General features: G+C 70.1%; 21 protein-coding genes and 6 pseudogenes. 12 read left to right on the top strand and 15 right to left on the bottom strand.

Going from position 1 to position 24,606, the window contains the following annotated elements; translation table 11 throughout:
• The first annotated feature begins 825 nt into the window (after positions 1-825).
• A complete protein-coding gene (locus tag ACZ4MF_RS45660; RefSeq protein WP_467499901.1) occupies positions 826-1,209 on the top strand; it encodes a hypothetical protein in 384 nt (127 codons plus the stop codon).
• Between the two features lie 299 nt (positions 1,210-1,508).
• Here ACZ4MF_RS45660 and ACZ4MF_RS45655 read toward each other — a convergent pair whose 3' ends face one another.
• Positions 1,509-1,763 carry a hypothetical protein gene (locus ACZ4MF_RS45655; RefSeq protein WP_467499905.1) on the bottom strand — a complete coding sequence of 85 codons (255 nt, stop codon included), beginning with the start codon at positions 1,761-1,763 and terminating at the stop codon, positions 1,509-1,511.
• On the opposite strand from ACZ4MF_RS45655, the pseudogene ACZ4MF_RS45650 reads away from it, so the two are divergent.
• Positions 1,764-2,447 (top strand): annotated as a pseudogene (locus ACZ4MF_RS45650) (FAD-dependent oxidoreductase); the annotation flags it as partial.
• A 79-nt stretch (positions 2,448-2,526) separates the two neighbouring features.
• Here ACZ4MF_RS45650 and ACZ4MF_RS45645 read toward each other — a convergent pair.
• Both ACZ4MF_RS45645 and ACZ4MF_RS45640 read right to left on the bottom strand, forming a co-directional pair.
• Positions 2,527-2,679: pseudogene (locus ACZ4MF_RS45645) on the bottom strand (ATP-binding protein); the annotation flags it as partial.
• 36 nt (positions 2,680-2,715) lie between these two features.
• Positions 2,716-2,937, bottom strand: a pseudogene (locus ACZ4MF_RS45640) (transposase); the annotation flags it as partial.
• Positions 2,938-3,623: 686 nt separating this feature from the next.
• Here ACZ4MF_RS45640 and ACZ4MF_RS45635 point away from each other — a divergent pair.
• Positions 3,624-5,159 carry a DUF1254 domain-containing protein gene (locus ACZ4MF_RS45635; protein ID WP_467499900.1) on the top strand — a complete coding sequence of 512 codons (1,536 nt, stop codon included), beginning with the start codon at positions 3,624-3,626 and terminating at the stop codon, positions 5,157-5,159.
• A 132-nt stretch (positions 5,160-5,291) separates the two neighbouring features.
• Positions 5,292-5,615, top strand: a complete 324-nt coding sequence (locus ACZ4MF_RS45630) for an immunoglobulin domain-containing family protein (protein ID WP_467499899.1) — start codon at positions 5,292-5,294, stop codon at positions 5,613-5,615.
• 67 nt (positions 5,616-5,682) lie between these two features.
• Here ACZ4MF_RS45630 and ACZ4MF_RS45625 read toward each other — a convergent pair whose 3' ends face one another.
• Complete coding sequence (locus ACZ4MF_RS45625; protein ID WP_467499897.1) at positions 5,683-6,069, bottom strand: VOC family protein; 387 nt, start codon at positions 6,067-6,069, stop codon at positions 5,683-5,685.
• A 359-nt stretch (positions 6,070-6,428) separates the two neighbouring features.
• Here ACZ4MF_RS45625 and chrA point away from each other — a divergent pair, with 359 nt between their 5' ends.
• Both chrA and ACZ4MF_RS45615 read left to right on the top strand, forming a co-directional pair.
• Complete coding sequence (chrA, locus tag ACZ4MF_RS45620; protein WP_467499895.1) at positions 6,429-7,643, top strand: chromate efflux transporter; 1,215 nt, start codon at positions 6,429-6,431, stop codon at positions 7,641-7,643.
• Positions 7,644-8,201: 558 nt separating this feature from the next.
• Positions 8,202-8,359: pseudogene (locus ACZ4MF_RS45615) on the top strand (IS5/IS1182 family transposase); the annotation flags it as partial.
• Positions 8,360-8,388: 29 nt separating this feature from the next.
• Here the strand turns inward: ACZ4MF_RS45615 and ACZ4MF_RS45610 are convergent.
• Positions 8,389-8,694, bottom strand: a complete 306-nt coding sequence (locus ACZ4MF_RS45610) for an Rv3488 family transcriptional regulator (RefSeq protein ID WP_467499893.1) — start codon at positions 8,692-8,694, stop codon at positions 8,389-8,391.
• Between the two features lie 308 nt (positions 8,695-9,002).
• Between ACZ4MF_RS45610 and ACZ4MF_RS45605 the strand changes: the two are divergent.
• A pseudogene (locus tag ACZ4MF_RS45605) lies at positions 9,003-9,389 on the top strand (multicopper oxidase domain-containing protein); the annotation flags it as partial.
• A 28-nt stretch (positions 9,390-9,417) separates the two neighbouring features.
• Here ACZ4MF_RS45605 and ACZ4MF_RS45600 read toward each other — a convergent pair.
• Complete coding sequence (locus tag ACZ4MF_RS45600) at positions 9,418-9,840, bottom strand: hypothetical protein (protein WP_467499903.1); 423 nt, start codon at positions 9,838-9,840, stop codon at positions 9,418-9,420.
• Between the two features lie 527 nt (positions 9,841-10,367).
• On the opposite strand from ACZ4MF_RS45600, the gene ACZ4MF_RS45595 reads away from it, so the two are divergent.
• Both ACZ4MF_RS45595 and mptB read left to right on the top strand, forming a co-directional pair.
• Positions 10,368-10,727 carry a chromate transporter gene (locus ACZ4MF_RS45595; protein ID WP_467499891.1) on the top strand — a complete coding sequence of 120 codons (360 nt, stop codon included), beginning with the start codon at positions 10,368-10,370 and terminating at the stop codon, positions 10,725-10,727.
• Positions 10,728-10,792: 65 nt separating this feature from the next.
• A complete protein-coding gene (gene mptB / locus ACZ4MF_RS45590) occupies positions 10,793-12,244 on the top strand; it encodes a polyprenol phosphomannose-dependent alpha 1,6 mannosyltransferase MptB (RefSeq protein ID WP_467499889.1) in 1,452 nt (483 codons plus the stop codon).
• On the opposite strand, the gene ACZ4MF_RS45585 is transcribed toward mptB, so the two are convergent.
• Both ACZ4MF_RS45585 and ACZ4MF_RS45580 read right to left on the bottom strand, forming a co-directional pair.
• A complete protein-coding gene (locus ACZ4MF_RS45585) occupies positions 12,144-13,199 on the bottom strand; it encodes a lysylphosphatidylglycerol synthase transmembrane domain-containing protein (protein ID WP_467499887.1) in 1,056 nt (351 codons plus the stop codon). The two genes, mptB and ACZ4MF_RS45585, sit on opposite strands and share 101 nt — an antisense overlap.
• Positions 13,193-14,011: a PIG-L deacetylase family protein gene (locus ACZ4MF_RS45580; protein ID WP_467499885.1), complete on the bottom strand. Its 819-nt coding sequence runs from the start codon at positions 14,009-14,011 to the stop codon at positions 13,193-13,195. Before ACZ4MF_RS45580 ends, ACZ4MF_RS45585 begins: the two co-directional genes overlap by 7 nt.
• A 51-nt stretch (positions 14,012-14,062) precedes the next feature.
• On the opposite strand from ACZ4MF_RS45580, the gene ACZ4MF_RS45575 reads away from it, so the two are divergent.
• Complete coding sequence (locus ACZ4MF_RS45575) at positions 14,063-15,175, top strand: glycosyltransferase family 4 protein (protein WP_467499883.1); 1,113 nt, start codon at positions 14,063-14,065, stop codon at positions 15,173-15,175.
• Between the two features lie 257 nt (positions 15,176-15,432).
• Here the strand turns inward: ACZ4MF_RS45575 and ACZ4MF_RS45570 are convergent.
• The 5 genes and pseudogenes from ACZ4MF_RS45570 to ACZ4MF_RS45550 all read right to left on the bottom strand — a co-directional run bounded on the left by ACZ4MF_RS45570 (position 15,433) and on the right by ACZ4MF_RS45550 (position 19,793).
• Positions 15,433-16,058 (bottom strand): annotated as a pseudogene (locus tag ACZ4MF_RS45570) (glycosyltransferase 87 family protein).
• Positions 16,059-16,070: 12 nt separating this feature from the next.
• A complete protein-coding gene (locus ACZ4MF_RS45565; protein WP_467499881.1) occupies positions 16,071-16,349 on the bottom strand; it encodes a hypothetical protein in 279 nt (92 codons plus the stop codon).
• 289 nt (positions 16,350-16,638) lie between these two features.
• A complete protein-coding gene (locus tag ACZ4MF_RS45560; RefSeq protein WP_467499879.1) occupies positions 16,639-18,252 on the bottom strand; it encodes a hypothetical protein in 1,614 nt (537 codons plus the stop codon).
• 278 nt (positions 18,253-18,530) lie between these two features.
• On the bottom strand, positions 18,531-19,451 hold the full coding sequence (locus ACZ4MF_RS45555; protein WP_467499877.1) for a patatin-like phospholipase family protein: 921 nt from the start codon (positions 19,449-19,451) through the stop codon (positions 18,531-18,533).
• Positions 19,452-19,586: 135 nt separating this feature from the next.
• On the bottom strand, positions 19,587-19,793 hold the full coding sequence (locus tag ACZ4MF_RS45550) for a hypothetical protein (protein ID WP_467499875.1): 207 nt from the start codon (positions 19,791-19,793) through the stop codon (positions 19,587-19,589).
• Between the two features lie 573 nt (positions 19,794-20,366).
• Here ACZ4MF_RS45550 and ACZ4MF_RS45545 point away from each other — a divergent pair.
• The gene (locus tag ACZ4MF_RS45545; RefSeq protein WP_467499874.1) at positions 20,367-20,831 is read left to right on the top strand and encodes a universal stress protein; all 465 of its coding nucleotides are present in this window, start codon (positions 20,367-20,369) and stop codon (positions 20,829-20,831) included.
• Positions 20,832-21,004: 173 nt separating this feature from the next.
• Here ACZ4MF_RS45545 and ACZ4MF_RS45540 read toward each other — a convergent pair whose 3' ends face one another.
• Together ACZ4MF_RS45540 and ACZ4MF_RS45535 are read right to left on the bottom strand one after the other, a co-directional pair.
• Positions 21,005-21,649, bottom strand: a complete 645-nt coding sequence (locus ACZ4MF_RS45540) for a protein-L-isoaspartate(D-aspartate) O-methyltransferase (RefSeq protein WP_467499872.1) — start codon at positions 21,647-21,649, stop codon at positions 21,005-21,007.
• 380 nt (positions 21,650-22,029) lie between these two features.
• On the bottom strand, positions 22,030-23,256 hold the full coding sequence (locus ACZ4MF_RS45535) for a GAF domain-containing protein (RefSeq protein WP_467499870.1): 1,227 nt from the start codon (positions 23,254-23,256) through the stop codon (positions 22,030-22,032).
• A gap of 693 nt (positions 23,257-23,949) precedes the next feature.
• Between ACZ4MF_RS45535 and ACZ4MF_RS45530 the strand changes: the two genes are divergently transcribed.
• A complete protein-coding gene (locus ACZ4MF_RS45530; protein WP_467499868.1) occupies positions 23,950-24,297 on the top strand; it encodes a hypothetical protein in 348 nt (115 codons plus the stop codon).
• The last annotated feature ends 309 nt before the right edge of the window (positions 24,298-24,606 follow it).

The raw sequence follows: 24,606 nt of genomic DNA, 5'->3' as shown, positions 1-24,606 counted from the left end.
CAGCGAGCCTCTCGATCCCGACCGGCTGTCGTTCGCCGCCGCTCTGCGGGCAGCACGCCGCAGCATCACCTCACCACGCAGGGATTTTTCCCCCTTACCAGCCCTCCACGACGGAGCGTGAACTCCATGAGGAGATCAAACCGCCCCGCCGTCTGCGCACCGTGATCCGCCAGGCCAAACGGAAGATGTCCCGCTTCCTGTCCTGGAACCCCGACCGCCCGCGACCGCCCAAGCCCACCTGTTGGCCAGTCGAAACGCTGCAGGTCATACCTGCCATCGCACCCCCACCAGACCCCTAAGTCAACGGCATTGGCCTTAAACGGGCACCGGGCATGGGTGAGCAGCCTGGCCGCCAAGTAGAAGGCCGTGCCAAGGCCGAGCAGGTCGTCGGCTGGGCCGTCCAGGCCGCCGACCGGGGCACTGCCAGACGCTGATCGCACAGAGCCACATAGTGGAAGCTGCGGGCGACACCTGCGCAGCCAACGAGCCGGTTGGCCCTGAGAGGTTGCCCAGGGTAGCCACCAGGTTGTCGCTGGATACTTCGACGGTCTGCATCCCATTCTTGTGCTTGGTGATGCGACCGGGGACGAGGTTGGGGTCCTTCCTGAACCCTGCCGGTCCCGTGGGGCCGGGCCCCCTCAGTACTGACGCGTCCTGTTTGACGCTTGTGAGCCACTCCGGTGACCAGGCGCCGCGGGCTCAGCCCGGTGAGCGGGGCTATCCCGAATCCGACGCCGTGATCACACCAGCCACGGCGGGATCATTTCAGTTGCTGTCGCCCTTTCCTGAAGTCGATCCTGTGTGCTCGGTCAGCGAGGAGGACACGTGGGACTCGTTCTGTTCCCAGGAGACGATGACACCGGCAGCCCGGATGTCTCCTGGTCCTACACCGGCTTCGGTCTGTTCCGGCGGTGGCTGGCACAGGCCGAGGGGTTCGCACTGGACGAGATGCACGGCTTCGGCGGACAGCGCCAGTGGAACGACGTCTCCACCACCCTGGCACCACTCCTCAATCATCCCGATGATGACGGCCCCGACCTCACGTCGGCCCAGTGTGCCGCGATCCTGCCCCGCCTGCGGAAGATCGTCGACCAGCCTCAAGGCGAAAACACCGAGCCACTTCTCCAACGCCACATAGACGACGCCCGCCAGTTGGTGGTCGTCCTGCATCTCTGCATCGAGAAGGACGTCGACCTCCTCTTCGGCTGACGCCCCCGGCCGGTAGCCCACCCGCGAAACCCGGCGCATGCCGACGAGATCAGGGAGAACCGCTACGACCTGGAACAGTCGGTGAAGGCGGCAGTGCGTCACGCCACCGAGGATCCGGCCGAGTAGCTGTCCAGTGATGTGCGGCTGGGTCGGCCGGCCCGCTGTTGAGCTTCGGGTCACCAATGTCGCGGCGGCGGGAGCACGCGAGATTGTCTGGGAGTCGGCCGGTGAAACAGCGCCGGACGCGAGCCGTGCGGCCGCGTCCAGGACAAGAGGCTGTGCCTGGATGCGGGTCAGGTTCAGGCGTCTGGCCAAGGGCTGATGCCGAGCGCACGCAGGCGGGCCTCTTCCCTGCGATGCACGAACCTTGGACGGGTGAGCCCGCTCAGGAATCCCTCGTTGAAGGGATACGGCTGTTCTTCACTGAAGATCCGAAGCAGCAACTGGGCCATGCCGCAGTCGAACTCGATGAACGCCTCGCCGTCGAGACCGCCGGAGTCCCAGACACCGACCGGCCACTGATCGGGATCGCTGCCGCGGGTGGACCAGAACACGTCCGCCTCGGCACGAAGATCACCGCTGAGATGCTGGCAGAGGGCGCCTATGACGAGGTCGTCGTCGCGACGGGCGTCACCCCCCGCATTCCCGACATCCCGGGCCGGGATCGCCCGAATGTCGTCAGCTACCTGGACGTGCTGCGCGACCGGGTGCCGGTGGGCGAGCGGGTGGCGATCCTCGGGGCGGGCGGTATCGGGTTCGACACCGCGCTCTACCTGACCGACCCGGGCGACGAGGCCAGCCGCCGTCCGGACGTCTACTTCCGGCGCTGGGGCGTCGACGTCGAGTACCGCACGCGTGGCGGACTGTGCCGCCCTGAGCGGCCCACGGTGCCGCGTACCGTTCACCTCCTCCAGCGCAAGACCAGCAAGGTCGGCGCCGGTCTGGGCGCGACCACGGGGTGGATCCACCGGGCCGAGCTGAAGCATCGCGGGGTCACCATGGTCGCGGGAGTGACGTACCGGCGCATCGACGATGAGGGTCTGCACGTCACGGTCGACGGCGAGGAGCGAGTGATCCCGGTCGACACGGTCGTCCTGTGCACGGGCCAGGAACCCAACCGAAGCCTCTACGAGGAACTGCGCGAGGACGGGCTGTCGGCCCACCTCACCGGTGGCGCGGACCTCGCCGCAGAACTCGACGCCAAGCGGGCGATCCGCCAGGGCACGGAACTAGGGGCGACGCGCTGCCGCCAAGCCGTCTCGGTACTCCGGCAGGTCCGCGATGTACCTTCGGCGACTTCGCACCTCGACGACCGCGTCATGGGATCAGTTCGTCAAGCTGCTGTTCCGCCCAGATCGTCTTGCCGGTCATGGAGTAGCGGGTGCCCCAGCGGCGAGTGAGCTGGGCGACCATGAAGAGCCCACGGCCGCCTTCGTCGAAGGTGCGGGCCCGGCGCAGGTGAGGGCTGGTCGGGCGGCGGCCCATGAGCATCGATACTTCCCCAATGAGGCACCTGAAGATGTCCTTCGTCTTGAGTCCTTCGAGGGTGCGCCGGGCGACGTAGGTGCGCGGGTCGTGACGCATGCGGACCAGCACGATTGTGTGCAGCGCGCGGTTGGCCTGGCGGTCTCCGCCACGGTTGAGCCAGTGGCGGTCGGTACGCCCGGAAGAGGCTGGCATTGGCGCGGCGGCGCACAGGTGGGCGAAGGAGGCCTCGGATGCGAGGCTGACCGATGCGGTCGAATAGTTCCGCCTCGCCGGCGTCGCCCAGGAGGTGATCCGGCAGGACGTACCCGCCGCGACATCCTTACGGCTCTGGCGGGCGTCACCCTCGCAGCCGGGGCCAGCCATCAGCGCAAGCAGGCCGAGCGGCTGCTTGACCTGCTGATGGACGGCATCACCCGCTCAAACGGACGGCGCTGGGGCATACAGCGCTCTACGCCGTGATCGTGCGCGCCCGGCCGCTCACGGACCGATGCCGCCGTGCGGCCTCCCCTCCAGTGCCTGCCCGACGCTCGCTTCGGCCCCGTCCTCGATGCCCTCAGAATCCGCTTTCCGAGCGCGATTGTTTGGTTTGGGTTGGGTTGGGTGGGCATGAACTCCGACCGGCGACGCGAGAGATGGTGCGGTTCTGACGGCGAGACGATCCCGCTCCTCGCCGCCCTCGAACGAGGGACCAGGTGACCGTGCGCCATGACCTGCCGGGCCCGGTTGCCGGGGCGCGGACACGGTGATCTACTCGAAGGAGTAGGTACGTTGGAGCACTCGGCCCGGTAACCCAGGGAGCATGGCGCAGAACGCCGCCCTTTGGCGTACACCGGGAGAGCCGGGGCGCGTCGTCGAAGGTCCTGGCTTCCTCCGCTCGCGTGGTGGCCACAAGCCGTGCTGTCCAGTCACATGAGAGGAGTGCGGTCATGGCATCCTCGGCTACCGGCACCCGTCCCATACAACGCCTGCGGCACGATCTCACCGGGGCGGCAACCGGCATCGGTCAGGCGGCGGCCGCCACCGGAAAGGCCACCGCGGCTGCCGTACGTCACCCGGGGCAGACCATCGACCGCGCCAGGAAGATGACGCGGGCCCTGCCTGTGGCATGGCACTCGGTGAAGCCGACGCTGACCGGCCGGATGGACGACTGGCGCCGCGAGTACGCGTACACCCTGGGGGAACAGGCCTTCGTCTACGGCTTCCCCTACATCTACAACGCCGCGCTCCGCCACCGCTGGGTGACCCAGAAGCCCGAGACGGAAACGACGCCCTACGCACCCGTCAACCACTTCTGGCATGCGAGCAGGCTCTGGGACGCCTCGGACCGGGAGGGTGTGTCCCCCAACAACGACACGCTGTACTCCTGGGCGTGGGTGGACCTGCGCGAGGAACCCCTCATTCTCTCGCACCCGGACATGGGCGACCGCTACTTCACCTTCGAACTCGTCGCCTTCACCTCCGACAACTACGACTACGTGGGCATGCGGGCGACGGGATCGAAGGCCGGTGATTTCGCCCTCACCGGCCCGGACTGGACCGGCGACCTCCCGCAGGGTGTGCGCCGCACGGCGACCGCCCCCACCCCGTGGGTCCTGGTGGTCGGGCGGACCCTCGTGAAGGGCATGGACGACCTCCCGACCGTCCACGCGCTGCAGCAGCAATACCGGTTGACGCCGCTCCACCTGTTCGGCAAGGAGGGCGTCACGCTCCCGGAACGCCGCGACGTACCGGTACCGGCTGACCCCGCCCAGGATCCGCTCGCCCCGTGGAAGACGCTCAACGCAGTGCTGGCCGAGAACCCTCTGCCGAAGCACCACGATGTCCTGCTCCGACAGTTCGCGGAGATCGGCATCGGCCCGGGGATGGACGTCGAGGCACAACCGCAGCCGGTGAAGGAGAGTCTGATCCGGGCCGCCGCCACCGCCGTGCCCATGCTTGAACAGCAGCTGCTCAGTGGCCAGTGGGGCGAGCTCATCAACGGCTGGCGGTACCCTCCCCCGCAGATCGGGCACTTCGGGGACGACTTCCTCAGGCGGGCCGCCGAGCAGTCCCTGGTGGGCGTCGCCATCAACGATCCCGAGGAAGCGGTCTACCTGGCGGCCTTCACCGACAGCGCCGACGAAACACTGACCACCGGCCGTTACGAACTCCACTACGAGGCGGGGACGCTGCCCCCGGTCGACGCGTTCTGGTCGCTTACCGCATATGACGAGGACCGGAACCTGATCCCGAATCCGATCGACCGGTACTCCATCGGAGACCGCACCCAGGGGCTGGCCAGAGACGCCGACGGCGGCTTGACCCTCTACCTGCAGCCGGACTCACCGGGGCCGAGCCGGGACTCCAACTGGCTGCCCACGCCGCAGCAGGGCATCTGGTACGTGGCACTGCGCATGTACCTCCCAAGGCCCGAGGTCATCGACGCACGGTGGCACTGCCCTCCGATCACCCGTGTCGGTTGACGGAAGGCAGGCCACCCAGGTGCCTTCGCAGCCTGGGGCGGAGTCAGCCGGGCCTTGGTGCGCCACGCGCCGGGCCGGCGGAGGCCGGCCCGGCGGGGTGCCGCAGTACACCAACTCCCGGAAGCAAACGCGGTGGTGACCGCCGGTGGCCCGAGCGAGAACCCGATCGCCAAGCCCGGCGGCGGGATCTCCGACCACGCCACCGGCACGATCACTGTGACCGTCCGCGAAGCCACCGGCCCCCTCACCCTCCACGCCGCCGGCTTCACCTCCCGCGACGAGAACGGCAAGGCCATCCCCCTGTCCGCGCACGGCCCCGCGACGGTCACGGCGAGCCCCGGACGGACGGCGACGCTGACCCTGGCCGGCATCTACAAGGCCGGCGCCGCCGAACTCACCTGGAGCCACGACGGAAAGACCATCGCCGTCTGGGACTTCAACATCGAACTCGACTGACAGTTATCAGGCTCGCGCGCTTTGGCCGCTGGTGGAGGGGCTCAGGACCGCCCTGTAGCCGATGGGATTACGACCGGTCGGCGGGTTGGAACAGTTCGATGAGGTTGCGGGCGGGGTCCGCGATCAGGATCTGGCGTCCGCCGGGGCCGGTGACCGTCTCGCTGCGAAACGTCACACCAGCGGCGCGCAGCCGGTCGGTCTCGGCCTGCAGATCGTCCACGATGAGGTGGATACGGTTGCGGCCGGCCGCAGCGGCGTCATCGGGGGTGGCGCGTGCGCCGGAGCTTTCCGGCCCGGACAGCAGCAGCCGCAGCGGCCCGCAGACGACCTCGGCGAAGGCGGGCGCGGCGCTGAAGCGCAGGGCGAAGCCGAGGCGGGTGGTGTAGAAATCGATGGCCGCTTGCACGTCGTCGACGAGGTAGCGGACGCTCGCGAACTGGTCGGGTGCGGTCATGGCCGAACCCCCTGACCAGCAGGTCGCCGCGAGAGCTGAGGGGCAACAGGCTGCCGGTGTGAGCGATCAAGAGTCGGCGATGCGGCAAGGACCGCGGCCCGCACAGCAACGGCTGCGGCGGTGCGTCGGCACAGCTGTCGGTGAACCATGAACGCCTCCTACGGTCACCTGAAGGCCGCAGCTGCTCCTTTCCCAGGGCACCACGTACCGGCCCTCGGCGCGCGTCGGGACCCGACCAGTTCCTTCATCATCGCGCCCTCTGGTAGGACGGCCGGCCGGATCGGCCCGGCATTCATATATCGTCTTCCGATATCTATGACCGTAATTGAGCGCGGTGTGCGCGGGCAAGGAGCCGACAGATGGCCGACGAGCCAAGAGTCGAGGCGATAGAGGCCGAGCGTGAGCGGTCCGTCGCGCCGTCGCGGGTGGGGCTGGGGACGATCGCTCGGGAGTGGGGCCGGATCGGCTGCACCGGTTTCGGCGGGCCGCCCACCCATATCGCGCTGCTGCGGCAGTTGTGCGTCGAGCGCCGCGAGTGGATACCGGCGGAGGAGTTCGAGCACGGGATCGCGGCGACCAATCTCCTTCCGGGCCCGGCGTCCACCCAGCTGGCGATCTTCACCGCGTGGCGGCTGCGCGGCTGGCTCGGCGCGGTCATCGGCGGCGTGTGCTTCATCGTGCCGGGCCTGGTGCTGATCCTGGCGCTGGCCGCGTTGTTCCTGGCCGGAGATCCGCCGGTGTGGGTGCGCGGGGCGGCGGCCGGGGCGGGCTCGGCGGTGGCCGCGGTGGCGGTGCACGCCGCGGTCGGTCTGGTCCCGGCGAGCTGGAAGCGCGCCGGGGTGCAGCGGGCGTCGCGGGCGCGGTGGGTCGGCTATGCGCTGGCGGGCGGTGCGGCAGCTGTCCTGGCGGGGCCCTGGCTGGTGCTGGTGCTGATCGCCGCCGGCCTGATGGAGGTGGCCGTCAAGGCCAGGCCGGCCGGGGCGCGGACCGGTCGGAGTGCGGGGTGGCCGGCGCCCCTGGCGGTGGCCGCTCCGGCAGCCGGCGGTCTGGGGGCGCTGGCGTGGGTGGCCTTCAAGGTGGGCGCGCTGTCGTACGGCGGCGGCTTCGTGATCATCCCGCTGATGCGGAGCGACGCGGTCGGCCACTACCACTGGATGAGTGACGGACAGTTCCTCAACGCCGTGGCCCTGGGCCAGATCACGCCCGGTCCGGTGGTGCAGACCGTCGCCGTCGTCGGTTACGCGGCGGCCGGGATCGGCGGCGGGCTGCTGGCCGCGTTCGCCGCCTTCGCCCCCTCGTTCGCCATGGTGATCGCCGGAGCACCCAGGTTCGACCGTCTCCGCTCGAACCTGCGCGTGCAGGCGTTCTTCAACGGTGCCGGGCCTGCGGTGATCGGCGCGATCGCCGGCTCCGCGATCCCGCTGGCTCTGGCCCTGCGACACGGGTGGCAGTACACGGTGCTGGCCCTGGCGGCCCTGTGGCTGCTGGCCGCACGCCGGGGCGTGGTCAGCGCGCTGCTCGGCGCCGCGGCTCTGGGTGTCGTGGCCGGCTTGGCCAGCTGGCCGGTGAGCTGAGGGCTGTCCGCGCGCTCCACGTTAGTATCGAATAGCGATATCGAGTCGCGATACGATTGTCTGGTCGGGAAGTCGCCTGGGGGGCCGTGGAGCCGGAGGACGACAGCATCGCCTTCGATACGGTCGTGGTGGACCGCGGCGGTGTCAGGGCACTGGACGGTTTCTCGGCGAGCGTGCCCGGCCGGGGTGTGACCGTGGTGTTCGGGCCGTCGGGCTCGGGCAAGTCCACGAAGTTGCGCCTGTGCAACCGGCTGGAAGCGCCCCGTTCATCGTCTGGGGCGCCGACGAGCTACGCCGCTACCTCATCCGCAGGCACACTCGCCTGCCGGACAGGTCGGACGCCACCACTCCAGCCAGCTGACCCGCACAACCTTCCGGCTATGTCGTCGCCAGGTTGGTGACGACACTTTCCAGCAGCGGCGGGCTGGCGCACACCTCGACGGCGTCCGCCGTCCCGTGGACCTCGACCCGCCCCGGGGGTGGTTGGCAAACCTGTCCAGCGCCAGCGGGATGACGCCGTCATCGCGATACCCATTGCGATCGGACGGAGGATGACGAGTGAACGGCTTCGGCAAGCTGCGGCCCTGCACCGAGAAACGCCACCGGGCCGCGAACCTCTACCTGGTCGCCGCGATCGTCACACCCCGCATGCTCATCCGCCGCGCAACCCGCACTACCGCAGGGATGGCCGCCCCGCCACCAAGCGCCTGAAGTAACGCCTACTGCCGGGCGCCCTTGGGCGGTTCTACGGGGCGTCCTTGCCCAGGACTTCGCGGGCCAGCTCGGCCAGCGCCCTGCGGTCCTCGGCCAGCGCCGCCTTGCCTGCCTCCGTGGCCTTGTACACGCGCCGGGCCCGGCCGTCCACGACGCGCTGTTCGGAGACCAGCAGCCCGTCGGCCTCCAGCCGGTGCAGCGTCGGATACAGCGTGCCCGGACTGATCCGGTACCCGTGGTGCGCCAGTTCCTCCGTCATCCACGCGCCGTGGATCTCCCCCTCAGCGGCGTGGTGCAGGATGTGCAGCCGCACCGCACCGCGCTGGAACTCACGCACTGTCCACCTCCACGCCATCCCGGCAGTGACGAATCCGATATCGGCCTTCGAGTCTACGCGCTCTGGGAACACGAGCGACTACGGCCGGGCATCTTCCTCTTCCCCCCACAGGACGCGGACAGCGGTGCCGGGCCTGCATCCCGGCAACCGGGACGCCGGAGTTCGCCATCGCACCCCGCCTGCCGGGCGAGGCGACGCGGCCTCAACCGCCTCTGCAGTATCCGGTCCCGTTATCGGGCTGCGATATTCGCCGTATATAGCCATTTGAATGCAATGCGTGACTTGTCTGGCCGGTACGCACTGGTCAGGTGGCTCCAGTCGAAAGGGAAGGGAGCACGGCCGTGCCGGTCTCTCGTCGCGAGGTCCTGAAGCTGGGCGGGGCGGCTCTGCTGGCCGTCGGCGGTTCCGGAACGGTCGCCGCCTGCGACCCCACGGCGCAGGGCGACACGTCCGTCCCGTCAGGGAAGGCGGATTACACGCTGCGGATCGCGACCGGACGTATCGAACTCGCGCCGGGTACGGTCGTGTCGACCACGACGTGCAACGGTCAGTTCCCCGGTCCGTTGCTGCGGTTCACCGAGGGCCGTCCGGTCGTGGTGGACGTCCACAACGACACCGGCATCCCCGAGTTGCTGCACTGGCACGGCCAGCGGGTTCCCGCCGCCGTGGACGGGGCCGCCGAGGAGGGCACCCCGTACATCCCCGCGCACGGGATGCGGCGCCTCACGGCTCGTCGGCCGCCACCGTGCCGTCCCGCACCATCCGGTCGATATCCGCCCGCACGACGGCCGCCGCCTCCACCGGCACCTCCCGCACACCGAACACCGCCTCCAGCGGCGCCGTCCCCGCCCGGATCGCCTCTCCGGAACCCGCGTCGAACCAGCCCTCGGCCAGCTCACCCACATGCCGCTCGAACACGGCCAGGATCACGCCGAGCGCCGTCGCACTGTTGCCGATCTTGTACGCGGCCCGGGAGGTCTCCAGCGCATCGAGCACCGACCCGTACTGCTCCGCGAGGAACAGCCGATCCCGTTCCCGGTCGTACGCCGTGACCCGTACAACCCCCGTGTACTGCCGCGACCACCGGCCCAGGAGAGTGCGAGATTTATCCAACTCGCGTGCCACCTTCGTGACACTCCGCGCCATCCCCAGATCGCGGTACACAGCGAACGCCTCGAACGCCTATGGAGACTCACCAGCCTGCCGCCTCCAGGGATCGACGACGCTCCGATCACTCACCGGTTAGCCTTCCTTCTCCCCACGCGCCACTGCATCCCAGCCAACGTCCTGGCCACAAGTACCAGCCCCGGCAGGTTGAAGCACACCCCGCCGACTGGCTGGTGATCATGCTCGTGACCACCGGGCTGGTGAAGGTAGCGGTCAAGACCGGGACGGTGGGTACGCGGACGGCACGGTCGCGGGAAAGGCTGGTGCCGCTGGCGGTGGCCGCCCCCGCGGCCGGCGGTCCGGGGCCCTGGCCTGGGCGGCGCTCAAGGTGGGGGCGCTGCCCTACGGCGGCGGCTACATGCTCACCCCGCTGATGCAGCGCGACGCGGTCGGTCACTACCACTGGGTGACCAGCCGACAGTCCGCAACGCCGTCACGCTGGGTCAGATCGCGCCCGGGCCAGTGGTACAGACCGTCGCCGACTACGCCACGGCGACGGCCGACTCTTGGCCGCGTTCGCGGCCTTCACCTCGTCGTTCCTGACGGTGATCGCCGGGGCACCGAGGTTCGACCGCCTGCGGTCCGACTCACGTGTGCAAGCGTTCTTCAATGGCGCCGAACCTGCGGTGATCGGTTCTGCGATCCCGCTGGCGCTGGGCCTGCAACACGGGTGGCAGTACGTGGTACTCAGCCTCGCCGCTCTGTGGTTGCTGACGGCGCACCGAGGCGTGGTCAGCGCACTGCTCGGGTCGGGCCTCTTGAGAGTGGCGGCCGGTCTGGCGGGCTCGCCCAGTGTGCGGCCGGGGCCGCGCATCCGGCGGGCGCTTGAGCAACAGCCCGCGGCACCCACAGGAGCCGACGCATGAGTATTCGGGACGGACACTGAGGAATCGTTGCGAGATCCTCGGACAGTCTTCCTTACGCTCACTCTGTGACAATCAAGGCTCCGGGCTGGCTGCTGCTTGGCACTGCAGGTTCCGCGCTGGTCGCGACTGGCAGCTGGTGGGCCGGTGCGCTGCCGCTGGGCGTTCCCGACGGGGTGTGGGGACAACCCAGTCGGGTGGAGATGCTGCTGGGCTTCGGTCTCTCGTATGCCGGCTTGGTGCTGCTGGTGGCCGGGTGGTGGTGGTTGGGCCGCCTCCTGCGCGACGGGGCCGAGATGAGCCGCGGGCAGCAGCGGACCGCCCTCCTGTGCTGGTCACTGCCGCTTCTTCCGTGCCCGCTGCTCTTCAGCAGCGACGCTTACAGCTATGTCGCCGAGGGCGCGTTGGCGGCGCGCGGGTGGGACGTGTATCGGCTGGGCCCGGGTGCGCTGGGCGGGGCGCTGTCGGCCAATGTGCCCGGGATGTGGCACGACACCCCGGCTCCCTACGGGCCGGTGTTCCTCGCCGCCGCACGCGCCGTGGTGACCGTGACAGGCGAGGGCCACGTGGTGGCGGCGACGGTGGGGATGCGGCTGCTGGCGATGGCCGGACTGACACTGGCGGTCGTGGCGGTGCTGCGGATCGCGGCGGACAACAGCGGGACGGCGGCCCGCGAGGCGGCGGGGGCGTTGTGGGCCACCGCCCTCAGCCCCTTGGTGCTGCTGCACATGGTGGGCGGTGCGCACAACGACGCGCTCATGCTCGGCGTGATGATGGCGGGCCTCGTCGCGTTCCGACGAGACCGGTGGGTGACGGGCACCGTTCTGCTGACGACAGCGGCGCTGATCAAGGCGCCGGCCGGGGCGGCGCTGCTGTGTGCGGCAGTGGCTGCGGTAGCGGGCCGGACCGGCTGGGTGCGCCGGGTCCGGCTGGCGACTGGGATCCTCGTGGTGGCCGCCGGTGCAGGTCTGTTGGAAGTACTCCTGTGCGGACAGGGCTTCGGGTGGGTGCGCACGCTCGGCACTCCCGCCTCGGTGCGGACGATCCTCTCGCCGAGCACGGACGTGGGCGCGCTGCTGGAGTGGCTGACCTCGGTGGCCGGCTGGCGGGCCGGGACGGGGACACTGATGGCCGCGGCACGGGCGGCGGGCCTGCTGGTCGGCGCGGCGGCCGTGGTCCACTGGGCGCGGCGGGCCCCTCGGACGGGAGCCGAGTACGCCGCGGGAATGGCGCTGCTGACGGTCGTGGTGTGCGCGCCAGCGGTTCAGGTGTGGTACTTGCTGTGGGGCCTGCTGCCGCTGGCTGCGGTGGCGTGGCGAACCTTGGGGCACCCGATCGCGAAGGCCGCGACCACGGGGACGTTCCTCGTCGTGATGCCGATCGGAGTGGGCCCCACCTGGCCGTCCGCGCTCGCCGCCGTCACAGGCGCGCTGGCGGCTGTGACGAGTCTCGCGTGGTGGTGGCTGCTGCGGGGCGGCGGGCACGCCGCGCCTCGCGCAGCAGAAAGAACGCTCCGGTGAGACAGCCCAGAGGGATCTCCAACAGGTAGGTGAAGGCGGCGTACAGCAGCATGCTCGAAGCCACGGAGGCGGGCGCCCCGCCGAGGGCGACAAGGGCGAACGCGGCGGCGCTCTCGGTGACCCCGACGCCGCCAGGCGTGATGCCGATCTGGGTGAGCAGCCTGCTCGCGGCGAAGACCGCCACCGCCGGCCCGAGTCCGGTACCGGCACCCGTCACCCGCAGGCAGGTGAGGAAGAGCAGACCTTGCGCGGCCAGCGTCCCTGCCATCCCACCCACCACGCGCGGCCACGACCGCAGCCACACGGCATGGCAGTCGTGGCGGCACCGCCGCGCGAACCTGCGCATCCGTACAACGGCCCTGACCGAGGGCCGCCCGAACAGCCGTGCCGGAGCACAGTGCCTGACGGCCCGCCGCAGCGGCTGCCGGAGCAGCCAGAGGACGCCGCAGGCCAGACACGCCGTCGACACCGCGGCGCCAGCGGCCCAACCGATGCCCGGTACGGACAGCCCGGCCAGCGCCAGCACCCCGATGACGGAGACCACCAGCCGGGCCAGGACGTTACAGACCCCGGTCACGACGATGGACGCGGCCACTGCCTGCGGCGGGTGCCCCCAGCGACGCGCCATGGAGTAGGTGATGGCCACTCCGGCCGCGCCTCCTGCGGGCAGAATGTTGCTGACGGCGCTCCCCGTGCAGTTCAGCACCAGCGCCCGGGAGCGGGTGAGGCCCGGCAACGAGGCGCTGAGGACGTAGGTGTACGCCCACAGGCACACGCCCGCCAAGGCGGCGAGGATCGCGAGGTGAAAGCCGCCGACCTGTCCGAGGCTGGCTCTGACCGCCGACCACTGTGTGCCGGCGGCGCGCGGCACGGCAAGTACCAGCAGGGCGATACCTGCGGCCCCTGAGGCGAGGCCCAGCAGCTGCGGCATGCAGGGGCGACGGGGCCTCACCATGCCCGGTATCTATCGCCGTTGAATGTCGCCAGGGGGTGGGTCAGGCGGGTGCCCAGCGGGAGGTCGCGTTGGATGTACCACTCCGTGCCCAGCACCCGGCGGAACACCGGAGCGGGCAGACGTTGCAGCGCGGCCAGGGTCCGTACGGAGTCGCCGCCAGCCGCTTGGCTGACGTGGGCGGCCATGCTGGCGCGTTTGGCGGCCCAGTGGGGACCGATCCGGACCCGGTGCGTGATCTGGGCACGGGGTGCGTAGGCGCGATGGTAGGCGTCGCGGTCGAAGCCGGGCGGGAGGCGGTGGACCCGGGAGGCCCAGCGGAGCCCGCGCAGCAGCAGGTCGCGGTCGACGGTCGCCTCCAGCACCACGGGGGTCCCGGCGAGGCCGGCCGCCCGGTAACCCACGTGGTGGACCTGCACATGATCGGGGTGGCCGTATCCGCCGGTCGGGTCGTAGACCGTCAGGACGGCGGCGCGTTCCCGGGCCAGCAGGTCCGCGAGGCGCCCCGCCGCCTCGTCGGTGTCCGCCGCGGCGAACGACCCCTCGGGGGGCGGGCAAGCGTGCCCGGAGTCGCCGTAGCCGAGGAAGGCAACCCGGGCGCAGCCCAGGAGACTTGCCGAGGCACGGGCCTCCGCGCGCCGCAGGCCACCCAGGCCCCGGGCGATGTGCTCCGGCGCCGCGAGCCCCCGCTCTCCCGCGGTTGCCAGCACGAGCACCACCCGGTGGCCCTCGGCGGCCAGCCTCGCCATCGTCCCGGCGGTCAGCAGTGCTTCGTCGTCCGGATGGGCGTGGAAGAACACACACGTATGAGTCATCACCATGCACCCTCCGGCCAAGGGATCGCGACAAATCGGAATGTACCAGGCATGATTCTGCACATCTCGGACTGCTTCGTGCCGCGCACCGGGGGCATTGAGAGCCAGGTCGTCGCCTTGGCGGAAGCGCAGCACCGGTCCGGGCAGGAAGTCGCAGTGGCGACCGCCACTCCTGCCGCCGACCAGGGGCAGGGACCGTGGCCATACCCCGTGCACAGGATCACCGCACGCATCCCTTACCAGCTGCCCGTCCACCCGAGGGCCGGGCGCGAGCTGGACCGGCTGCTGGCCGGCCTCGCGCCGCAGGCCGTCCACGTGCATGTCGGTGCGGTGTCGCTGTTCGCCTGGTCGGCGCTGGCGTGCGTCCGCCGCTTGCGGATCCCGGCGGTGGTGACGGTGCACAGTACCTGGGGCCCGGCGGTGCGCACCCTCTACCGCTGCCTGGCGCGGACGGCGGGCGGGCCATTCGCCCCGGTCGCCGTGACGGCCGTCAGCCGGTCGGTCGCCGGGCTGATCAGCCAGGCGCTGCCGCACCTGACGCCGCTCGTGGTCCCCAATGGCATCGACCCCGATCTATGGCGCGGCCCTGCACGAGACGGCCGCGACGACGCCCGCGTCCACGTCGTCTCGGTCGGTCGGCTCGTCCCTCGCAAGCAGCCGATGGAGCTGCTGGCGGCTCTTCGGTCGGCGCAGCCGCGGCTGGCGACCCGTAACGTGGCGCTGCGCGCGACGGTCGCCGGGGACGGGCAGCGCATGGCGGCCATGCGCCGCTTTGTGCACCGGCACGACATGGCCGGCTGGGTCCGTCTCGTGGGCCGGATCGACCCGAGCGAGGTGCGACGGCTACTGGCCGACGCCGACCTGTTCGTCAACGCCTCGAATCACGAGGCGTTCGGCATCGCTGCCCTGGAGGCCCGTACCAGCGGCGTGCCGGTCCTGGCGCGCGCCCACACGGGCGTCGCTGACTTCGTCCGGCATCACCGCGAGGGGGTGCTGTGCCGCGCTTCCACGTCCGCGCTCTCCGACGATCTGGTCTGGCTGGCCCGCACCCCTGGCGCCCGCCACCGCATGGCAGACCACAACCGGGAGACTCCGCCGACACCCTGCACCTGGCCCGTGGTCACCGCAGCGTTCGCCCACTGCTACGACGCGGTCGCCCCCTGACACCCGCTCCGAAACGCGGCGGGGATCGCCAGCGCCGCCAGGGTGAGTAGGGCGCAGAACGGGTAGATCCAGCCGGGCGCAGCGAGGTACCACGGGCGGCCGATCACCCGGATGTCGGGCTCCAGCAGGTGCAGCCAGAAGTAGGCATGACATGCGATGGTGACGGTCCATGCGGTGAGGGCCGCGGCGTGCCACCGCGTCCGTAGCGGGGTCTGGGCCAGCCAGAGGACCGCCGGGAGTGCCCAGACCCGGTGGTGTCACCAGGAGATGGGGCTGATCAGCAGGCCCATCAGCTCGACCGCGACCAGAGCGCCGAGCGCGTCGGCCCGGCGCGCGGCCCGCACCGCGGCAGCCAGGGCCAGGATCGCCACCGGGACGGCGATGCCCCACCACGGGCCGGTCCAGCCCACGTCGTACCCGAGCGACCGCGACAGCGCCCCGCGCACCGACTGGTTCATCATCGAGCCGACGGGGCCGACCTGGGATGTGTCGTGGACCGCGTGGAGCCAGTAGAAGCGTGCGCTGCTGGAGCGAGCGACCATTCCAGCGCGACGGTGGACGCGAAGACCAGTCCGGACCACAGGGCCGCGGTCCAGCGCCTGCACGCCAGGAAGTAGACGCCGGTGACGGCCGAGGTCAGCTTCGTCCCGGCGGCGATGCCGACGCAGAGTCCTGCGACAGCCGCCGAACACCGCCGCACGGCGTACGCGACGAGACCGGTCAAGACCAGGTTGACCTGGCCGAACGAGGACGTCATCGACGCTGGTTCGGTCCACAGCAGAGCGGCGGACCACAGCAGCACCCGAGGCCGGTGCCGCGTCGCCAGTGCCCGCGGGTGGGTCAGCCGAAGGCAGCTGTGCACGAGCAGGACGAGCGCCAGCATCGAGATCACGGTCTACGACGCGCTCGCCAGCGGCCAGGGCAGCACGGCGAGCGGCATGAGGACGAGAGCGGCGAACGGTGGGTAAGTGAACGGCAGCAGAGGCATGTGGGGATCGGGGGTGGGCAGCAGGAAGTCGTACAGTCCTCCGGCGAACAGGCGCGGGGACGCACCGATGTAGACCCGGACATCGATCAGGCCCCCTGCGGCCACGGCCGGCAGCCATACCACGGCGTATGTCGCCGCCGCCGAGATGGCACACACCGCGAAGGGCCGCCGGAGCAACCACTCCATGGCCATCCGTACCTGGCGGGCCAGGACAGCGGCCCCCCGCCCCGGGGCCGCGAGTTCTCACGGGGACTCCGCCTTCCGGGCCATCGGGCCGCCGATTCCCACCGGAGTCACCCTCTTCGGGTACCAGCTGCCGCTCGTCGCCGACGTGGGCATCGCCTGCGCCTGCGTCGCCATCTTCTTCACCTTGGCATCGGCGGATTCGCAAGGGCCGAGCAGACCCGGTTCCCTCATGCGGCCCGTGGCTGGGCCTAAGGCCGACGGCATTATGGAGGCCGACGGGAGCACGACGCTACTTGGGGATGCGTATCTGCGCTGCGGAGATGACGGGTTGGCGCTGTTGGTGGTGCCGTTCGTATTCCATCACCTGCCGGGCCACGCTGACGGGGACCTGGTCCAACCGGTTGACGATCACGTCCGGTTCCATCGCGTCGTAGCCCGCCCAGGGCTCACTGGGGCCGCACAGTTGCTCGATGGCATCGAGAATCACCTGCCGGTAGGCATGCGCGCGTTCGTATCCGTGGATCACCGTGAGATCCGGTCGGGACAGGCCACGCAGGTGCTGCTGGATCTCCGTGGTACTGAGTCGGCTGTAGTCGCGGATGGGCAGGTCCTCCTCACGGCTGACCTCGCCCTGGATCTCCTCTTCGGACCTGTGGGTGGCTTCGGGTGAGGTCTGGAGGACGGCCTCTGCCGCGTTGATCACGGTGTCGCGCTGCCGATGGCTCCGTTCGTACTCCAGCGCCCGTTGGACCCGGTTGTCGGTAACGTCATGCAGGTGGATCTTGATGCGTTCCGGGTCCATCGCGTCGTAGCCGTCCCAGGGTTCGGCCTCGCGGAGGCGATTGATGGCGTTAAGTACCCCAGTTCGTGCGTCGTGTGCGCGTTCGTATCCTTCGATCACCGTCAGTTCCGTCTGGGACAGGCCGCACAACCTCTGCTGGATCTCCGTGATGTCGAGCCGGCCGAACTCGGGGATGAGCAGGTGCTGCTCGCGGGTGACCGCGCCTTGGACCTCCCGGGCCATGCGGATGGGGCCCGGTATCTCCCGCCAGGCGCCCTCAGCGGTGTCTCTCACACGTCTGGTGCTCCAACGCAAGACTGTCCGCAGCTGGACGGCGGCCGGGCGGGCGGTGCGGACGACGTTGCCAAGGAGACTGCGCTCTTCGTCGGTTCCGGCTGGAGTCGGACGGTGACCATTGGTGGCGGCCGCTACAGCCCTGGCCTGCTGGGCGAGGTTCTCTTCGAGGGTCTCCAGTAGTTGCTCGGCCTGGCGGCGCAGTGTGGCGAGCAGGTCTGCGGTCTCCTGGTCGTGGAGTTGTTCGGCGATGTCCTTGCCCGCCTGGCAGGTGGCCAGGGCGCGGGATGCGGCCGCGTACTCGTCCTCGGTGTTCTTCAGCAGGCGGTATTCGCTGGCCCGCTTCTGACCGCGCACCAGCTCCACCGCCACCTCCAGGGGCAGCATGGGGGCCCGCACGGCGCTGCGAATCCCGGTCCGCATCACGTGTGCAGCGGCGGAGGGCACTCCGCGGGGCGGGCGCATCTCGCGGACGCGTTCCTCGATGCGTTCGAGTTGCTCATGGGCCTCGGTGACTTGGCGTTCGAGTCTCTGCCTTTGGGCGCCTGGCGGTGTCATGGCCACATCTGCGAGGAATCGGTCGACGACCGCGGCGTGCGCCTCACGGGCGTCCTCCAGCGTCGGTATGAGCGCATCCGTGATCGCTGTCATCAACTGCTCCCGGGGGAGTGGGTGCGGCATGGCAGCCGCGCACGAAGAAGAGCCGCCTGGCAGGTCCACAGCTGGGCGAGGCAACCGAAACCCATCCTGCGCAAGGTTGCCGAAGATCGCCTGGCGAGCCGGTGCTCCTGTGCGCTGGAGGGATGGCGTGCTGCTTTCCCCTGCCACCTCACGACCACCGGTTCGGATGACCGTGTCGTGGGCGAGCCGAGACCAGGACGCCGTCACTGCGGGCGGCGGCGTGGTGGCCGCTCCGGGACTGCCGGGGCGTGCGCCCTGCGGTCTCAGGGGTCGATAGGAGCGGGGGCGAGGGCCTTGCGCTGAAGAGGCCGTCCTCGAATCAGGGCCACCATCGCCAGCGGTGCCGCGCAAGCGACGCAGGCCCTCGGCGCGCTGTCCTGGCCCGCGTTCCACCGCGAGAGTCGACCGCAATCGGTCGCTGCGCATCAGGGGCGGCGCAGCGCCGCGACGGACGTTCTCAGCGAGGTCTCCAGGACGTTCAGGCGCTGCAGCGGGTCCATCAGATTCGCGCCCATGGCGGCCAGGTCCTCCGGTCCGGGAACGATCAGCCGCACCCGGGTGCCTGCCTCCCGCACACGCTGGGTTTCGCGCAGCAGACGGCCGGTCGCGATCTGGCGCAGGCCGCGCTCGACCCTCGCAGGGATGCTGTGCGGGTGGTCCATGCGGCGAGCGGATGTGGGCGCCAGTACGACTGCCTCGTCCAGGCCCTCGCCAGCCAGCAGGTCGAGGTTGCTCTCCGACCAGACGCAGCCGTCAACAAAGCGCCGCCCGTTGATCTGTACGGGCTCGAACCACACGGGCAGGGCGCACGAGGCCGTCACCGCCGAGGCGAGGTCGGTACAAGGCCCGCCCGGCGCCCCGAACAGCACACGGGTGCCGCTGTCGAGGTCCACCGCGACCACGCGCAGAGCAGGGTTGTCGGGCCAGCGGTCGGCCATGTCAAGCTGGCGGAACAGGTCGTGAACGCCGCCCAGGCTTCCCCGCCCGGGTGGTGCACAGGCGGCGAGCAATGTCGTGAGCGGCATCCGATGCGGGTTCCTGGCCAGGCTGCCCAGCAGTTTCAGCGACCCGAACCCCAGCTTGGGGATGTGCGGCAGCGCGCCGCCGACCCAGGCGTCATAGTCCACACGAACACTGCCCGCAGGGCCAGACACCGCCCCGCCCCGCTGGTGGTCGCGCAGGTCGGCTGGCCGCACCCCGATCGCCAGCAGCGAACCCACAATGGCACCCGCGGAGGTCCCCAGAATGACGTCCGCGGTACGCGGATCCCACCCGTAGACGTCCTCCAGGGCACACAGCGCACCAACCATCCACGCGGCACCCAGACTCCCGCCGGCACCGAGCACCAGGCCCCTGCGCCCGCCTGAAGACGACGAGGCCCACGCCCCGCAGCCTTCGAAACCTGCCGCCCTCGGCGCCACCTGCAGACACCGTCTCCCGTTCACTGAACAGCAATAATTCCTCTTAAAATATCTGAACACTCACATATCCTCTACCGGCTGTGCGAGGCTGGTCAGGCCCGGGGCCTGCCCGGTGCTGACCAGTACGGACCGCTGCGGGACCAGGCGCTCCAGTGCGGCGACGTACGACGTCGTGGCCGTGAGGTCCACGTAGGCCGCGCTCAGCTCGGTGGCGATTGCCGCGAGCACCGGATTCTCCAGCACCGCCGCGTTGACGACGACGTTCACCCCCTCCAGCGCCGCGCGGTAGCCGTAGCGGCCGGGCTCGGCCGAATCAATCGCCCGGTCCGGCGTGAGCGCCGTCCCCGTACCGTGACCAGTGCCGTCGCGCCCGCGGCGCGCAGTTCGGCCACGACCTGCACGCCCACCGCGCCGTACCCGCCCAGCGACGGTTTCGGCCTTGACCAGCGAGATTTCTCCTCCCAGCAGGCCATCGACGCGGTGGTCCGGTCGGCGAACCGCACCTGGTGCTGGTCTCCGGCGGAGAGAAAGCCGGCGACGAGGCCATGCTGGACAAGACACGCCAGTCGATGGAGGCCGGTGCCACCGGCCTGATCTTCAGACGCAACGTCTGGCAGCGTGAGCACGACGAATCGTCCGGTTCGTCGCCCGCCTCCAGGAGATACTCGCCAAATACCCCCGCGGCGCCTGAGCCCGGAAGGCCCGCCCAGGTGCGCCCTCAGTGGACGCCGCTGATCCCAGGTGCCACACACGTGTACGCCGCGGCTGAAGTGGCGACCCCTCGCTGGCACGGAGATGGTGGCGGGGAAGGGAATACCTACGACCAGGCAGGGATCCGTGATGAACAACGAGGCGACCTCCCCTCCGCGAATCGTGGTGGGCGTCGACGGCTCCGAACCGTCGAAGGCAGCTCTCCGGTGGGCGGTGAACCAGGCAAAGCTGACCGGCGGAGCGGTCGACGCCGTCTTCGCCTGGGACTACCCGACGCCCTGGCATGGCCTGGTCCCCCCCACGGAGAACGAGCCGGGTGAATACGAGGAGCACGTGCGAAAGGTCCTCAACCATGCGATCGACAAGGCCCTCGGCCCGGGCCCGGGTCGACCTGTCGCGCTCCGCACCATCTCGACCCACGGGCATCCGGCCGCTGTTCTGCTCGATGCCGCCGCAGGAGCACAGCTGCTGGTCGTGGGCAACCGAGGACTCGGCGAATTCCGCGAGGCGTTGCTGGGCTCGGTCGGCATGCACTGCGTGCAGCACGCTCCCTGCCCTGTCGTCGTGATCCGGGGCTCCGGCCACGGAACCTGATGGAGGCCCGTATGCCTCACCGGTGCAGCGTGGGCTGAGTCAGGCAGTCGGTTCATGTGGCCGGACAAGGCGTCGAACCGGACTCGGCGCCAGGGACCCCGCAGCGTGCTGACCATGCCCCTCATGTCTCAGAAGCCGCCGGAACGTCGCCAGCCCGGCGCGGTCCGCAGTGCTCAGGAGGGGAAGCCGTACCGTCCATGCAGGCGGACGAAATGCGCGGCCGTCAGTATCCGCTGGCGGTCCAGCCCTGTCGCGGTGCGCAGGAAGGACACGACCTGCTCGCGGCCGCCCGGCCCGATGGGCTGCACGAGGCGGCCGCCGAAGCGCAGTTGCTCGGCCAGCGGCGCAGGCACCTGCGGGAACGCGGCGGACACGATGACCGCGTCGTACGGAGCGCGGTCCGGCACGCCGCCGCTGCCGTCCCCGATGCGTAGTTCGATATTGCGAATGCCCTGCCGGGCGAGGTTGCGCCGCGCCTGATGTGCGATGTCCGGCCACATCTCGATGGTCACGACATCGGCGGCCAACCGCGCCAGTAGTGCGGTCTGGAAGCCGAGGCCGGTACCGATCTCCAGTACGTGCTCGTCCGCGCTCAGCTCAAGGCCCTCGATCATCATGGCGGAGAGCGAGGGCTGCGTGGTCACCTGCCCATGGCCGATCGGAATGGGCACGTCATGGTAGGCGTGCGCTTGGTGGCCGTCGGGGACGAATGCCGCTCGGGGCGTCGCTCGTACGGCCTGGAGCAGACGCTCGTCGCTGATGCCGGCCGCTCGAACGGCCCGCACGAGATCCTCGAGTGGAGGGGCCGGTTCGGTCATGTCCGCTGCCTTCCGTGCGAGGGCCGGAGCAGGTAGCCGCCGCACTCACGGTCGGTGCGGGACCGAAACCGTGGCTCAACCGGTCCAGGGTCGTCCGCAGCCGTGGGGAGTCCTCCTGGGAAGTGTGTCGCAGGCACTTCGCAGGACCGGCACGGCGCGCCGTCGGAGCCTCAGCCCGATGTCGTCCTCCTCGACGCCGTCGCCGGCTACAGCGGCACGACGTGCTCGACCTGCGGCCCCCTCACCCCTCGGACGATCTCGAACTCCACCCGCTGCTCTTCATCGAGGCTCTTGTAGCCGTACCTGGATGGCCTGGAACGCGAGGGTTCAGGCGCCGAACGACGGCGACAGGCTGGGCGGGCACAGCGTAGTCGCCGCGGTCACCCGCCACCGCGGTCCTGGTCTTCCGGGCTCTCCCCCGATGTAAGCAACCTGAATTGCGCGGACCGGATGATCTTGATGGTGGTGTCGAGATCGTCCATGGTCCGAGACAGCCGCTCGGCCGCCTCCGGGTGCTCCACGAGACGCTGGACGCCCTGCAGGCCCAAACCCGACGCGAACAGCCGCTGGATGACAACGTCGTGCAGGTCGTGGACGATCCGCTCCCGTTCCCGCAGCAGAGTGACCTGTTCCGCTTCCCGCCGCTGGTCCCACAGCTCCATCGCCACGGCCGCATGCCCCGCGAACTCGGCCAGCGGTCCGGTCTGCGCCACGTGGAAGGCCGGTCGCCCCTTGTGGCGCGCGAGGAACAGGACTGCGCGGACCGCCTTGCCCGTGCCCATGGGGACGGCCAGCGCGGGCCCGAATCCCGCCCACCGCACGGCGTCCTCGGCACTGGCCCGCGCATCGTGCACGATGTCGCTGGTCACCACGGCTTCGCAGCCGTTGAACGCCGCTGCGAGAAATCCCTCCCGCGCAGAGAGCCGAAGGCCGGTGTGGTGTGCGGTCGCCCCTTCGCCGTCCGCCAGGGCGGTATGCAGGCCATCCGTCCCTTCGGCAGGGACGAGGATGATGCCCAGGTCGGCGGAGATGTTCCGCCAGGCGTGCTCGATGACGAGCCGCAGCACCTCCTTCTGCGACCGGCCCGACAGCAGACTGCGCGTGACTTCCCCGGCGGCGGCCAGCCAGGCCTGCCGACGTTGCCCCGCGGCGAGCAGCCGGGTGTTGTCGATGGCCACGCCGGCCGCGACGGCGAGTGTGCTGACGACCGATTCGTCCTCCGCGTCGAACTCCTTCGCCGACCGCTTGTTCGCGAGGTACAGGTTCCCGAAAACCTCCCCGCGCACCAGCACGGGAACTCCCAGGAACGAGTGCATGGGCGGATGGTGCTCGGGGAAACCGTGGAAATCCGGGTGCTCGGAGATCTCCGCGATCCGCACCGACGCCGGGTTCCGGATCAGCAGGCCGAGGACCCCGTGGCCCTGCGGCAGCGCGCCGATGCGATCCCGAACCTCATCGGGGATTCCGACCGGTACGAACTCCGTCAGCTTACGGTCCTCGCCGATTACACCGAGCGCCCCGTACTCGGCGTCCGCCAGCACGACCGCAGCCTCGACGACCTGCCGCAGCACCTGAGGCAACTCCAGCCCCCGGCCGACAGCCAGCACCGCCTCCAGCAGAGTGTGCACCCGGTCCCGGGTCCCACGGACCGCGTTGACGCGCAGCTGCACCTCGTCCAGCACATGGTCCAGATGCCGTTTCAGCGGTTCGTCCCCGTGCGTGCTGCCCGTGCCCACAACGCCCTCCGCCTTGCCTACGCTCGACGGTCCAGCTTTTGTCTCCACGGTAGGACTGGGCAGCGCACCGGACCATGCGAGCAGCCAGGCGCTGGTCAGCGACTCCCCGCTCGCCTCCTCGCTGTCGGCCCCACAAGATCTCCAGAAGTGTGCGGACCGCAGGAGCCGGGAGAGGGTGCAACGACTTCTACCAGGGCCACCCCACCCTCTGTACAGCCCCGGTCGCCGACCCACCTCGACCAGGACTTCCGCCACGTCATGGCCCTGGTCGCCGCCCAGTGACGAACTCTTCGGTACCCGCAACAGTGCAGCCGCCCGACAGTTCGCAGGGCCTCGATGCACACGGTCGCCCCACCGGCCCGTTGCTGTGCCAGGCACCGCTCCCCATCACCACCACCGGGGGTAGCTGTTACGGGCCGTGGCCCGGGTAGAGCGGCCACCACCCCACGCCCAACAAGCAGAGGTTGCCCACCATCAGCGACCGGGCCGACCGGTCTCGTGCTGGACCGTTCGGCCCCTGTCGCCGCGTGCGCCGCGCGCGCACGATGACCGTATGCCCCGGCCGTGCCAGGCACGGCTCTCCGAGCGGGCCGCGAGGAGGATCTGCTGGAGGTGGTCGCCGTGAGCACGGTTCCCTGGCGCCAGTCACGCAAGCGCCCCATAGCCGTTCTGGACCTGCCGTGCGCGGGGCGCACCGTATGCGTGGAGGCCGCTCTGAAGTTGCCGAGCGTGATGATGCTGGTGGTCGAGGACACCTGCGCCCAGATCGCGCAGGAGGACTGGCAGCGCCGTGAACCAACGCGCTGGCACCCGCAGGCTCACCACTGCTGGCGTTCCGAGGGCCGACTACTGAGGACCAAGAAGTCCCGGTTGAAGCAGCTGGCCATCCAGTGCCTGGACGCCCCGGACTGACCGATCCTTCTGCCCGCGCTCCAGTTGGTCGCTCCCAGCTCCCGGCACCGGCTGTTCCTGCCTGCGGACACTCGGCGTTGCCGAGCACAGCCGGTCTCCTGCGGCTGGGAGCGTTGCTTCGGGCCCGGCCCGTTCGTAAGCCACAGTTGAGGGATATGGCCTTCCCGGGTGGCGTTAACGGTCCCAACTGGCCCCGCTTTTCCGGCCCGAACTAGCCCCACCGGCGGGGCGCGCGGGAGCGTTCGGGGTTGTTCCGGCTTGAGTTGGCCCCACCTTGGAGCTGGGGCTGGGACGCTCGCGGTAGGTCGC

Source organism: Streptomyces sp. NPDC025793 (assembly GCF_055558375.1).
Note: the sequence above shows the minus strand (reverse complement) of the source record. Positions and strands in the feature narration are given on the sequence as shown.

Coding starts and splice junctions, on each gene's coding strand:
- ACZ4MF_RS45540 (WP_467499872.1), bottom strand. CDS start 21,649: ATGACCGAACCGGCCCCTCCACTCGAGGATCTCGTGCGGGCCGTTCGA.
- ACZ4MF_RS45635 (WP_467499900.1), top strand. CDS start 3,624: ATGGCATCCTCGGCTACCGGCACCCGTCCCATACAACGCCTGCGGCAC.
- ACZ4MF_RS45625 (WP_467499897.1), bottom strand. CDS start 6,069: ATGACCGCACCCGACCAGTTCGCGAGCGTCCGCTACCTCGTCGACGAC.
- ACZ4MF_RS45580 (WP_467499885.1), bottom strand. CDS start 14,011: ATGACTCATACGTGTGTGTTCTTCCACGCCCATCCGGACGACGAAGCA.
- chrA (WP_467499895.1), top strand. CDS start 6,429: ATGGCCGACGAGCCAAGAGTCGAGGCGATAGAGGCCGAGCGTGAGCGG.
- ACZ4MF_RS45585 (WP_467499887.1), bottom strand. CDS start 13,199: ATGGTGAGGCCCCGTCGCCCCTGCATGCCGCAGCTGCTGGGCCTCGCC.
- ACZ4MF_RS45600 (WP_467499903.1), bottom strand. CDS start 9,840: ATGGCGCGGAGTGTCACGAAGGTGGCACGCGAGTTGGATAAATCTCGC.
- ACZ4MF_RS45575 (WP_467499883.1), top strand. CDS start 14,063: ATGATTCTGCACATCTCGGACTGCTTCGTGCCGCGCACCGGGGGCATT.
- ACZ4MF_RS45545 (WP_467499874.1), top strand. CDS start 20,367: ATGAACAACGAGGCGACCTCCCCTCCGCGAATCGTGGTGGGCGTCGAC.
- ACZ4MF_RS45565 (WP_467499881.1), bottom strand. CDS start 16,349: ATGGAGTGGTTGCTCCGGCGGCCCTTCGCGGTGTGTGCCATCTCGGCG.